Source organism: Shinella sp. WSJ-2 (assembly GCF_003432075.1).
Lineage (GTDB): Bacteria > Pseudomonadota > Alphaproteobacteria > Rhizobiales > Rhizobiaceae > Shinella.
In genome coordinates, this window is sequence record NZ_QWBU01000002.1 from 427,802 (window position 1) to 440,001 (window position 12,200).

At 62.9% G+C, this 12,200-nt stretch carries 10 protein-coding genes and 1 tRNA gene; 8 read left to right on the plus strand and 3 right to left on the minus strand.

All coding sequences use genetic code 11. From position 1 onward, the window contains the following. The first annotated feature begins 44 nt into the window (after positions 1 to 44). Both istA and istB read left to right on the plus strand, forming a co-directional pair. Positions 45 to 1,571: an IS21 family transposase gene (istA, locus tag D0Y60_RS06235; RefSeq protein WP_117367854.1), complete on the plus strand. Its 1,527-nt coding sequence runs from the start codon at positions 45 to 47 to the stop codon at positions 1,569 to 1,571. Next, a complete protein-coding gene (istB, locus tag D0Y60_RS06240; RefSeq protein WP_117367856.1) occupies positions 1,561 to 2,373 on the plus strand; it encodes an IS21-like element helper ATPase IstB in 813 nt (270 codons plus the stop codon). The genes istA and istB overlap by 11 nt, the downstream gene beginning before the upstream one ends. Positions 2,374 to 2,403: 30 nt before the next feature. On the opposite strand, the gene D0Y60_RS06245 is transcribed toward istB, so the two are convergent. Continuing rightward, positions 2,404 to 2,685: a hypothetical protein gene (locus D0Y60_RS06245; RefSeq protein ID WP_117367858.1), complete on the minus strand. Its 282-nt coding sequence runs from the start codon at positions 2,683 to 2,685 to the stop codon at positions 2,404 to 2,406. 246 nt (positions 2,686 to 2,931) lie between these two features. Here D0Y60_RS06245 and D0Y60_RS06250 point away from each other — a divergent pair. From D0Y60_RS06250 to D0Y60_RS06270, 5 genes are all read left to right on the plus strand, one after another. After that, positions 2,932 to 3,005 (plus strand) — tRNA-Gly (locus D0Y60_RS06250). A gap of 224 nt (positions 3,006 to 3,229) precedes the next feature. Next, positions 3,230 to 3,976 carry a transporter substrate-binding domain-containing protein gene (locus tag D0Y60_RS06255; protein WP_117367860.1) on the plus strand — a complete coding sequence of 249 codons (747 nt, stop codon included), beginning with the start codon at positions 3,230 to 3,232 and terminating at the stop codon, positions 3,974 to 3,976. Positions 3,977 to 4,121: 145 nt separating this feature from the next. Next, positions 4,122 to 5,777, plus strand: coding sequence for an amino acid ABC transporter permease (locus D0Y60_RS06260; RefSeq protein ID WP_117367862.1), 1,656 nt, complete (start codon positions 4,122 to 4,124; stop codon positions 5,775 to 5,777). 16 nt (positions 5,778 to 5,793) lie between these two features. Further along, entirely contained in the window at positions 5,794 to 6,441 is a 648-nt protein-coding gene (locus tag D0Y60_RS06265; protein ID WP_199564122.1) for an SDR family oxidoreductase, read from the plus strand. 95 nt (positions 6,442 to 6,536) lie between these two features. Beyond that, entirely contained in the window at positions 6,537 to 8,555 is a 2,019-nt protein-coding gene (locus D0Y60_RS06270; protein ID WP_199564115.1) for a beta-galactosidase, read from the plus strand. Positions 8,556 to 8,565: 10 nt separating this feature from the next. Here D0Y60_RS06270 and D0Y60_RS06275 read toward each other — a convergent pair whose 3' ends face one another. Beyond that, positions 8,566 to 10,518: a glycosyltransferase family 2 protein gene (locus D0Y60_RS06275; protein WP_117367866.1), complete on the minus strand. Its 1,953-nt coding sequence runs from the start codon at positions 10,516 to 10,518 to the stop codon at positions 8,566 to 8,568. 117 nt (positions 10,519 to 10,635) lie between these two features. Here D0Y60_RS06275 and D0Y60_RS06280 point away from each other — a divergent pair, with 117 nt between their 5' ends. Continuing rightward, complete coding sequence (locus tag D0Y60_RS06280; protein WP_245409101.1) at positions 10,636 to 11,457, plus strand: transporter substrate-binding domain-containing protein; 822 nt, start codon at positions 10,636 to 10,638, stop codon at positions 11,455 to 11,457. A gap of 17 nt (positions 11,458 to 11,474) precedes the next feature. Here D0Y60_RS06280 and D0Y60_RS06285 read toward each other — a convergent pair whose 3' ends face one another. Continuing rightward, entirely contained in the window at positions 11,475 to 12,131 is a 657-nt protein-coding gene (locus tag D0Y60_RS06285) for a helix-turn-helix transcriptional regulator (RefSeq protein ID WP_117367870.1), read from the minus strand. Positions 12,132 to 12,200: the final 69 nt, after the last annotated feature.

Below are 12,200 nucleotides of genomic sequence, written 5' to 3' on the forward strand. Positions count from 1 at the left end.
ATCATCCCTCGCGAGGTTTCAGCGGGGGCTCTGGAGTGATCGACATGGCGTTACTGAGCGTAATACGACGCTGGCATTTTCGAGAGCATCTATCGATCCGGGAGATTTGCCGCAGGAGCGGCCTGTCCCGGAACACTGTCCGCAAATACCTGCGCCTGGACGGCGTGGAGCCGAAGTTCAAAGTCCCGGAGCGACCGAGCAAGCTTGATCCGTTCGCGGATCGGCTGTCGGCCTGGCTGAAGACGGAATCCAAGAAGGGCCGCAAGCAGAAGCGCACCCTGAAGCAACTCCATACCGACCTGGTGAGCCTCGGCTACGACGGTTCCTATTGCCGTGTTGCAGCCTTTGCCCGGGAATGGAAGGCAGACCGGCAGAGGGAATTCCAGACGACAGGACGCGGAACGTTCGTGCCTCTGGCCTTCGAACCGGGTGAGGCCTTCCAGTTCGACTGGTCGGAAGACTGGGCCATCATCGGCAATGAGCGCACCAAGCTGCAGGCCGCACATACGAAGCTAAGCTATAGCCGCGCCTTCATCGTACGAGCCTATCTCCTTCAGACGCATGAGATGCTGTTCGATGCCCACAATCATGCATTCCGCGTGTTTGGCGGCATTCCCGGCCGCGGTATCTACGACAACATGCGCATGGCGATCGACAAGGTCGGCCGTGGCAAGGAGCGCGACATCAATGTCCGTTTCCTGGCGATGGCCAGCCACTATGTGTTCGAGCCGGAGTTCTGCAATCCCGCGTCCGGTTGGGAGAAAGGGCAGGTCGAGAAGAACGTTCAGGATGCGCGTCACCGCTTCTTCCAACCTGTTCCGCGCTTTCCATCATTGGATGCCTTGAACGATTGGTTGGAGCTTCGGTGCAAGGAGTTCTGGGCAAAGACCCCTCACGGCCAGATGCGCGGCACCATCGCCGATATCTGGGCCGAGGAGGCCTTGGCATTGATGCCGGTTTCCCGCCCGTTCGACGGCTTCGTCGAATATACGAAGCGGGTCACGCCGACCTGCCTCGTCCATCTGGGGCGTAATCGCTACAGCGTCCCGGCATCCTTCGCCAATCGACCGGTGAGCCTGCGGGTCTATCCGGATCGTGTCGTCATCGCCGCGGAGGGACAGATCGTCTGCGAGCATCGTCGCGTCATCGATCGCTCTCACGATCGGCCGGGACAGACGATCTACGACTGGCGGCACTATCTGGCGGTGGTGCAACGCAAGCCAGGTGCTCTTCGTAATGGTGCACCGTTCGTCGAACTGCCCGATGCGTTCCGGGCCTTGCAGCAATATTTCCTGAAGAAGCCGGGTGGCGACCGCGAGATGGTCGATATCCTGGCGCTGGTCCTCCAGCACGACGAACAGGCCGTGCTATCGGCGGTCGACATGGCGCTGAAGTCCGGCGTCCCCACGAAGACGCACGTGCTGAACCTGCTGCATCGCCTCGTCGACGGCAAATCCTTCACGCCACCGACCATCGACGCGCCACAGGCCCTGACGCTCACCAACGAGCCGAAGGCCAATGTCGAACGCTACGACGCGCTCAGAAAGACGGAGGTTCGCCATGCGTCATAATCCAGCAAGTGGCGCTGTCGTCATCATGTTGCGGCAACTGAAGATGCACGGCATGGCCCAGGCCGTTGGCGAGCTCACCGAGCAGGGATCGCCAGCGTTCGAGGCCGCCATCCCGGTCCTGTCGCAGCTCCTCAAGGCCGAGACCGCGGAACGGGAAGTGCGATCGACGGCCTACCAGCTCAAGACGGCACGCTTTCCAGCCTATCGTGATCTGAACGGCTTCGACTTCACCAGCAGTGAGGTCAACGAGGCGCTGGTCCGTCAGCTTCATCGCTGCGACTTCCTCGACGACGCCAACAACATCGTCCTGGTCGGCGGTCCCGGCACGGGCAAGACGCATATCGCTACGGCCATCGGTGTCCAGGCCATTGAACATCATCATAAGCGGGTTCGGTTCTTCTCAACCGTGGAATTGGTCAATGCGCTGGAGCAGGAGAAGTCCCAAGGTCGGCCAGGGCAGATCGCCAACCGCCTGGCACACTCCGATCTCGTCATCCTGGACGAACTGGGCTACCTGCCGTTCAGTGCTTCAGGCGGTGCGCTGCTGTTCCATCTGTTGAGCAAGCTCAACGAGCACACCAGCGTCATCATCACCACCAACCTGAGCTTCAGCGAATGGGCCAGCGTCTTCGGCGACGCCAAGATGACCACCGCGCTGCTCGATCGGCTCACGCATCATTGCCACATCCTCGAAACCGGAAACGACAGCTTCCGCTTCAAAAACAGCTCAGCTCATGAGCCCAAAACGACGAAGGAGAAACGTAGGAACTTGACCAATCCAACCACGACGGACGATGCCTAAGGCGGGTCACTTCTCGGCGCAAATCCCGGGTCAGCTCTCAGTGCAAATCAACAGTCTGGCGTAAGTCGCAACATAGTTGTCGCGCTGCCTTCGCTCCTCGACTTTCAACCCGCGCGTCGTCGCGTTCTCGATGAAATCAGGCGTGTCTTTTCTATTTCCTATGTCATCGACCGTAATGCTTCTGGTTAGTATTGTGCTTCGGTCTTTGAGGATATCTATTATTTCATTCGTGGAAAGAACCTGGCCGTTCGCCATGTCGGCCGGTCCTGCCATTAAAAGTGCTATCATGTTGGCGCAGAAGCAGAACTTCATTCCGCAATCTCCTGTGCAGCGTCAAAATAAGAGCCGCTACATTAGCAAGTAAACTGCGATTTAAAGCAACATCTTTTCATTGATGACATCCGGATTTATGAAAAATTGCCCCGTTGGGATGTTGCTCGCGACGGTTCTGCGCGGGCGTGCTGAAAAAAGTCAGGCTTATAGCGGCGAGATCCAGCGCGCTCCACCGCTTGACACACCCCGCGAACTGTTGAATGACTGCGGCCTCGGCGCTGCCCTGCGGGTATGATGTAATGGTAGCCTGTCAGCTTCCCAAGCTGAACGCGCGGGTTCGATTCCCGCTACCCGCTCCAGCGTCTGATCCAATCCCCCGATGAATTTCCTGCTTTGTTCCTCCTCTGATGCGGCATGGTGAGCCTTTTCAAAATTTCCATATAAAAACGTTTATATTTCTTATTGAAAACGTTTTTATTCCTTGTTACGGTTTTCACGGGAATGGTCGTGGCGTTTATGCGCCCGCCGTAAATTTGTCGAGTGCCGGCCGGTTGGCGCGGTGCCGATGGTTGAGGAGGAAGAGATGAGGAAATTCGTTGCGACTTTGGCGCTGGCTGTTCTTGCGGCAGGCGGCGTTCATGCGGCCGATCTGGGCGGCAAGCTTCTGAAGGTCGGGTCCGACACGACGTCGCCGCCGATGGAGAGCGTGGATCCGGCCAGCGGCCAGATCGTCGGCTTCGATGTCGACGTGGTCAATGCCATCTGCGCCAAGATCAATTGCCAGGCCGAATTCGTGACGACCGGCTGGGATGGCATCTTCGCCGCGCTCGATCAGGGCAATTTCGATCTCGTCGCCTCCGGTGTCTCGATCACCGAAGAGCGCAAGAAGGCGATGGACTTCTCCGATCCCTATATCGTCAACAGCCAGGCCGTGCTGACGCGCGCCGAAGACCAGGGCATGACGCTGGAAAAGTTCAAGGCCGAGGGTCGCAAGCTCTCCGCCCAGGCCAACACGACGGATGCCCAGGTCGCCGAGGGCGTCGTCGGCAAGGAAAACGTCGCGGCCTATGACAGTTTCAGCGCCGCCATCATCGCGCTCAAGAACAAGGACGTCGACGGCGTCGTGATCAACGGCGCCAATGCCGCCGCCTATGAGCGCGAATTCGCCGGCGAGCTCGTCGCCTCGATCAAGGATCTCGAATCCGACCCGCTGGGCCTCGTCTTCCGCAAGGGCGACGAGAACATCGCCGCCTTCAACGAAGGCCTAAAGGCGATCAGGGACGACGGCACGCTCGACAAGCTCGTCGCCAAATATTGGGGCCTCAAGTAAGGTCTCTTCGCCGGAGGCGCTGTGCGGGTGCTTCCGGCGTTTCTTTCCATGTTCAGATGGTTCCGGCGGGTTTTGCTTCGGAGCCGAAAAGCAGTTGAGAGGGCATCGGCGCCGCGGGCGTGATGCCCTGGCGCCGGAGGCCGTGATGTCGTTCGTCAGAAGCGTGAGACCCAGCAACCTGGTCATCCTGGCCGCGCTGCCCTTCATCGTCTATCTCTTCGCTTCCTCGCCGGATTACCAGCGCTCGCTGCGCGCGATCCTCGGCATCGAGCTGGGCTCGGGTATCTTCGTGCCGGGCTTCCTGCTTCTGGCCGCTGCCTTCTCCGCCGGCTTTGCGGTGCTCCTCCTTTCGCGCCTCAAGGCGGCTCGGCCGCGGCTGACGCTGGCGGCGGGGCTTATCGGCTTGCTGGCGACCGCGGCTATCCTGGCCGGCGATCTCGTGCATCCCTTCATCGCGTCGGTGGTGGCGAACGGCGTGGATTCCTTCAAGTCCGATCTCGTCGTCAAGGGTGCCACGCCGCGCCAGCTGACGGAAGCGGCCGATCTCATGGTGCGCGGCGTGGAGGCTTGGCTTTGGCCAGCCTATGCCGTGCTGCTGCTGGCCGGCCTCGGCCTCACCTTTGCCGGCAGCCGCGCGCCGGCGCCGTCGGAAAGTGCTTCCGGCCGGGCAGGGGCGTGGATCCTCGGCGCCGTCAATGGCGCCGGCCTCGTCTTCGTCTTCCTGTTTGCCCATCTCGCTTTCGCCTCGGGCCTTGCCACGACCATCCGCGCGGCAATCGCCGCCTATATTCTCGCGGCCATTCTCGGCCTCGTCTGGGTCGGGCTTTTGAAACTGCGCTATTCGCGCCAGAGCCTTCTGCTGTTCATCGGCATGACCGCGCTGTTTGCCGCGCTCTCGGCCTGGTTCCTGCTGCAGCCGCGCGACAGCTATGTGCTGGCGGGCACGCTGGAGGGCAAGATCGGCATCGTCACCAACACGCCCGCCGGCCTGATCAGCGCTGTGCGCTTCGGTCAGTACGAGGGCGGCCCGACGACGGAAACGCCGGTGCGTACCTTCGTCACGCCGGAACAGGCAATCGAGACCGTCGCGAAGAAGGAAGACGTCAGCGGCGCGCTGCTGCCGGCCGCCGCCGTGCCTGCCGACTGGCCGCGCCTCTGGCAGGTCGACGCACTGAACGACCGCGACCGCGCGGCCGGCATCACCTTCGCCGTCGTCGCCATCGCGATCGGCCTTTTGACCCTCGGCGGTTTCCTGCATGGCCGCCATCCGTTGTCGATCGGTTCGGAATTCATCGTCGATACGATCCGCGGCATCCCCATGCTGGTCATCGTGCTTTATGTCGGCCTGCCGCTGTCGGGCGCCCTGAAGGATGCGACGGCCGGCGTCTTCGATCCGCCGAACCTCGTGCGCGGCATTGTCGCCATGGCGATCGCCTATTCCGCCTATCTCGCGGAAATCTTCCGCTCGGGCATCAATGCCATTCCGGCGGGCCAGATCGAGGCTGCGGGAAGCCTCGGGCTCAACCGCTGGCAGACGGCGCGGCTCGTCATCCTGCCGCAGGCCTTCCGCATCGTCATTCCGCCGCTCGGCAACGAGCTGATCGCCATCCTGAAGGACACGTCGCTGCTGTCGATCCTGTCGATCCGCGATATCACGCAGCGCATGCGCGAGTTCCAGTCGGCGAGCTTCCTGCCGTTCGCGCCCTATAACTCGGCGGCCATCCTTTACATCCTGCTGACGCTGGCGGCGGCAAGCCTCGTCAGCCTGATCGAGAAGAAATATGACGTCAAACACCGCTGAGACCCCTGCCGGCACGGTGCTGATCACCGGCGCCGGGCGCGGCCTCGGCCGCACGCTCGCCGATCTCTATGCGGCGGCCGGTTGGCGCGTTCTCCGCTGCATGCGGCAGCCGGCGGAGGGTGCCTTGCCGCTCGACGTGGCGGATGCCGGCTCCATAGCCGCACTCGGCGAAACGCTCGCTGGTCAGCCGATCGATATCGTCATCAACAATGCCGCGATCCGCAGCGATACCGGCGGCCTTTCGTCTCTAGAAGCGGGCGATTTCCTCGAGGTCATGCGCATCAATGCGCTGGCCCCGCTGCTCATTGCCCGCGCGCTTCGCCCGAACCTTTCTGCCGGCAGGCGCAAGGTGCTGGTCAATATCAGCAGCCGCGCCGGCTCGCTGGCCGAGGGAACGCTCGATGATGACGACGGCGACTATGCCTATCGCTGCTCCAAGGCGGCCCTGAACATGGCGACGGTCAAGCTCGCTCAAGATTTTGCCCGTGACGCTATTGCCGTCATCTCGCTGCATCCCGGCTGGGTGCGCACCGATATGGGTGGCGACGAGGCAGCGATCGACGTCGGCGTCAGCGCGGCGGGGCTGAAAGCGCTGATCGACGGTACGACGATGGCCGAGAGCGGCGGTTTTCGCGCCTATGACGGCCGGACGGTGGCGTGGTGAAGACGCGCCGCAACAGGAACAGTTGAAGCGATGGACAATCGCAATCGTAACGATGGCGGCGTCCCAGGCGCCGTGGATGACAAGGATTACTGCACGTGCATAAGCCGCTGACCAAACAGAACCGCTTCGATGCCGCCCGCAAGGATGCCGGCATGCTGGAACTCGGCGTCTGCTATTACCCGGAACAGTGGCCGCGCGAAAAATGGGACGAGGACGCCCGCCGCATGGTGGAGCTGGGCCTGACCTGGGTGCGCATCGGCGAGTTCGCCTGGTCGCATATCGAGCCGCAGTCCGGCACGTTCCAGTGGGAGTGGATGGACGAGGCGATCGAGGTGCTCGGCTGCGCCGGCCTCAAGGTCATCCTGGGAACGCCGACCGCAGCACCGCCGAAATGGCTGGTCGATCGTTATCCGGATATTCTCCCGGTCGATGCGCGCGGCGTGGTGCGCAAATTCGGCGCGCGCCGGCACTATTGTTTCTCCAGCCGCCGCTACCGGCTGGAGGCCGCCCGCATCACCGAGGCAATGGCGCGCCGCTATGGCGACAATCCCTTCGTGCACGCCTGGCAGACAGACAACGAATACGGCGATCACGACACGATCCACAGCTACTCGGACGAGGCCAAGCGGGCTTTCCGCGAATGGCTGGCTGCCCGCTACGGCACGGTCGAGGCAATGAACCGCGCCTGGGGCACGCAGTTCTGGAGCATGCATTACAACAGCTTCGATGAGGTGGACCTGCCCAACAACCTCGTCGAGGAGCCGACGCCGACCCATCTCGTTGACTACTACCGCTTCTCGTCGGATCAGGTGAAGAGCTTCAACAAGGTGCAGGTGGATATCCTCCGCCGGCATTCGCCGGGTCGCCCGGTCACGCACAATTTCATGAACCAGAACACCGACTTCGACCATTACAAGGTCGGTGAGGACATCGATATCGCCTCCTGGGATGTCTATCCGATGGGCGGTCTCATCAATGGCCGGCTGAGCGACGAGGAGAAGGCCCGCTACTTGCGCGTCGGCGATCCCGACCAGACGGCCTTCAACCACGACATCTACCGCGCCGTCGGCCGCGGCCGGGTCTGGGTGATGGAGCAGCAGCCGGGCCCGGTGAACTGGGCCGCGCACAACCAGTCGCCGGCCGATGGCATGGTGCGGCTGTGGACTTGGCTTGCCTATGCGCATGGCATCGACATGGTCTCCTATTTCCGCTGGCGCCAGGCGCCCTTTGCACAGGAGCAGTTCCATGCCGGCCTGCTCCTGCCGAACAGCGAGGTGGATCAGGGCTATCTCGAGGTCGCGCAGGTGGCCGAGGAGATGGTACGCCTGCCCGAGGGCGAGGCGCGCGAAAAGGCCGAAGTCGCCATCGTGCTCGACTACGAGTCGCGCTTTGCCACCCGCGCCTTGCCGCAGGGCCAGGGCTATGCCGCCTCGGCCATCGCCCTTGACTGGTATTCCGCCATCGCCCGCCTCGGCGTGGATGTCGATGTCATCGGCCAGCACGCCGATCTCTCCGGCTACAAGCTGGTCGTCGCGCCCGATCTCGTCATAGCCGATGCGGATTTCATCGCCCGGCTCAAGGCCTCCGGTGCGAAGGCGCTGTTCGGCCCGCGCAGCGGCAGCAAGACGCGCGAGATGCACATTCCGGCCGACCTGCCGCCCGGCCCGCTTGCCGATCTCCTGGATTTTCGCGTGACGCGCGTCGAATCCCTGCCCGAATATCACTGTGAACCAGTACTCTACGGCAATACCAGCCACGCGGTGACGGGCTGGCGTGAGCTCATCCGCACGACCGAGACCATGCTTGCGACCTTCGAGGGCGGGCATCGTCAGGGTTCACCCGCGATCATTGGCAATGCGAAGGCGCGCTATGTCGGCACGCTGCCGCGCGGCGAATTCCTGTCGAAGCTAATGGGCGACACGCTCGGCTGGGCGAACGTGAACAGCCTGCCGGATCTAGGTGATCTGCGCCTCGCCCGGCGCGGCAAGCTGCATTTCGCTTTCAACTACGGTAGCATGCCGGCAGCGGTGCCCGCCTCGCCGACCGCGGATTTCCTGGTCGGCGGCCGGGAGCTTGCCCCCGTCGATGTGGCGATCTGGACGCAGACGCCCTGATCCGGCCCTTCTACCCGGTTTCTGCAACCGACCCGGCGCTCGCCATCGTCTGTGCCGGGCGGTGTGCTGTCTTGTTCCAAAAGAACGGATTGCTGCGCAATTCTCGCACGGCACGCCAGGCGGCGAGCGACATCAGAAGCCAATAGGCAGGCGTCATCGCCCAGCGCCGACCGGTTGCACGTCGTTCATCCGGCGTCATGCCAGCCCCGCCGAGTGCCACGAAGATTCCGTAGCTGCCGAAGATATTGACGATATCGATGGCGAAGAGGGTGAGTTCCAAAGGACTGGTGATGTGGGCGGATTGCCCGAAAAGTTGCCAAGCGATCATGCCGACGTAAACGATCAGCAGCGGATGGGCGAGCGAGGAGAGGATAAGCCCGCCGATCAGCACCTGAAAGACGAAACACGGCCAGAGGCCCATGTCGCGCACCAGCTGCGAGGGCCGCCGCATCAGCACCAGCCAGGTCTGCAGCCAGCCCTTGAACCAGCGTGTCCGCTGTCCGAGCCATGCGGATGTGGTCGTCGGCGCCTCCTCATAGGTCGGTCGATTGATCGTGCCGCAGCGATAGCCCATCCGATAGAGCCGCATGCCGAGATCGGCATCCTCGGTGACATTGTAGGGATCCCATCCTCCGACATCCTGAAGCACGCGCGTGCGAAAATGGTTCGAGGTGCCGCCGAGCGGCATCGGCAGGCGGGCGGCGGCAAGACGTGGCAGGAGGACGCGGAACAATCCGGCATATTCGAAAGCGAAGAGAGCGCTCAGCCAGCTTTCGCGCGCATTGGTGATGATGAGCGGCGCCTGCAGGCAGGCGATGTCGGATGGAGCTGTCTCGAAGGTGCGCCAGGCTTCCTCCAGTTGTTGGGGATCGACCCGGTCCTCAGCATCGTAGATGACGAGATAGGTGCCGCGAGCGGCCCCCAGCGCATAGGAAAGCGCCTTTGGCTTGGTGCGCGGGTGACCCGGCGGCACGGCGACGATTTCATAGTGTCGACCAAGCCGCATGGCCGCAAGCGCGGCCAGTGTCGCGTCGTCGTCTGCCTCGCAGATCAGTTTAATGTCGAGGCAGGCAGTGGGCCAGGCGAGCCCATCCAGCGTATCGATCAGCTGCGGCACCACCGCCGCCTCCCGATAGAGCGCCACGAAGATCGAATAGACTGGTCGCGGTCCTGCGGGCGGCACCAAAGTGAGTGCTCCACCTCGCTGTTGCCGCTGCTCTGCCAAAAGCGCGACGAGGCGGACGAGGAAGGCGGCGAAAAAGAGGAGGGTGAGCACGATGTGCAGAAGAAGCGAGGCGATGACAGGTTCCGTGATGGCCAGCGCCAGAAGGGTGGTGACAACCGTGCCGACGTAAAAGCCCTGTCGCCCCCAAAGGGTGATGCGGGCACTCGCTTCCGGCAGTGTGCCGAACAGTCTGTCGATTGTCTCGCGCAGGCGCCGCATGCGCCCGGCCTGCCAGAGTGCCGTGCGGAGTGCGGACGGTGTTGTCGCCGTCAGCATGGTGCGCAGCATCGGCGAAAGCTCGAGCCTCTCGCGGAAGGATTCGATCCGGTCGGCGCTCGGCACGATCGCGGTAATGGGAGGCCGGGTCGGGTGGCGGAGCCGCATGATGCTCGGTTCCATCAGCTGGCTGTCGGCGCCGGGCAGGTCTTCTACCTGCGCGGGATCCAGCTGCCGGAGAAAGGGAAGGTGCAGGATCTCGGCGAGCGCCTCGTAGTAGATATCTTCCGCGAGCACGCCGCTTGCCAGCAACTCCGCTTCCAGCGTCGTGCCATGCCTGTTGGCCCGCACCAGCATGGCGGAGATCAGGGTTTTCGATAGGCCAAGCCGACGGAAGAGCCGCGCTTCCGCCATTAGCCGGGACGGGATATGCGGCTCTTCGGCCGGATGAGCAGGGCCGACCGGCAGGATGCCGATTGCGGTGGCGAAAGCGATGTCGTCGGGATATTCTGCCAGTCGCATGCAGCCAGCGCTGCCGCGTGAGCGGCTGCGTCCCCGTTAAACCCCAAGTTGATTGTAATGTGGAATAAAGCAATTTCATCCTTAAAAATCTATGGGTTTTTTACGCTCTGCCTGTTGATGGGGGCGGCGAGCCCCACGGCAGCCTCCGCTCAGGACAAACCGTCGGTCGATCTGCCGATCCTGTTTGACACGCGCGAGCGCATCGCAAAGCCCGATCTTTCCGGCATCGTGCGCCTCCGGTTCCTCACGACGGTGGACTTTCCGCCGTTCAACTTCATCGACCAGACCGGCAAGCTTGCCGGCTTCCATGTCGATCTGGTGCGGGAAATCTGCCGGGAACTGGCGCTGATGGACAAATGCCAGATCCAGGCGGTGACCTTTCCCGAATTGGAAAAGGCGCTGGTCGACGGCAATGGCGAGGCCGTTGCGGCAGGCGTTGCCGTCACGGCGGATCTGCGCGCGCGGTTCGCCTTTTCGCGCCCGTTCATGCGCCTGCCGGCACGTTTCGCCGTGGCCAAGAAGGCCCCGCCATCCGGCGAGACGGCCGCAGCGCTGGACGGAAAGCGGGTCGGCGTGGTGACAGGCAGCGCGCATGAGGCGATGCTGAAGGCCTTCTTCCCCCGCATACAGGCAGAGGCACTTGCCGATCGCACGGCGCTCCTGGCCGCCCTCAAGGACGGCAAGGTGGATGCGGTGTTTTCCGACGGCATGCAGCTTGCCTTCTGGACGAACGGCACAGAGTCAGCTGGTTGCTGCGCACTCTTCGACGGTCCCTATCTGTCGGAAGCGTTTCTCGGCGAAGGGTTGACGATCATGCTGCGCAAGGAGGATGCCGCCCTTGCCACGGCGGTCGACCATGCGCTGCTGGCACTGTCGCGCAACGGCCGCCTGCAGGAAATCTACCTGCGCTATTTCCCGGTCAATCTTTACGGTGGATAGAGTCAGTAAGCTCTTACTTACTGACTTGCCCAAATAATGCGGGCGATCCAGTCGATTTCGTCGATATCGAAGCTGCGGTTCGGGTGCTCGGGATTGAGCGAGACGAGATCGATCGTGCGCGGCGTCTGGCGATGAAGGACCTTGGCCATGACCTCGCCCTCGCGCGTCTTGACCACGACACGGTCGCCGCGGCGCACCTGCGCGCCGGGCTCGACGATCAACACGTCGCCATCCCGATAGAGGGGCATCATGCTGTCCCCCTGCACTTCCAGCGCATAGACGCCGGCCTTGCGGTCGGGCGAGGCGGGAAATTCCACCACGTCCCAGCCCTGGCCGGCCGGAAAGCCCCCATCGTCGAAGAAGCCGCCGGCACCGGCCTGCGCGAAGCCGAGCAGCGGAATACTGCCAGCCTGCGGCGGGAAGGTACCCTGCGGCAGTGCAAAATCGCGCGCCGTACTGGCGAGGAATTCGTCGATCGAGGTGCCTGTCGCGTCAAGCACCTTGGCGATCGATTCCGTCGAAGGCCAGCGCTGGCGGCCATCTGCCCCCTGGCGCTTGGATTTGTTGAAGGATGTCGGATCCAGCCCCGCGCGGCGCGCAAGGCCGGACGGCGAGAGCCGGTTGCGCTCGGCAAGGGCGTCGATCGCTGCCCAGATCCGGTCGTGGGAAAACATGCTTGAGAACCCTGCCAAGGCGGCGGACCGGCTTCTGCCGGTCCGATTGACCGGAAGCATAGCGAAGGT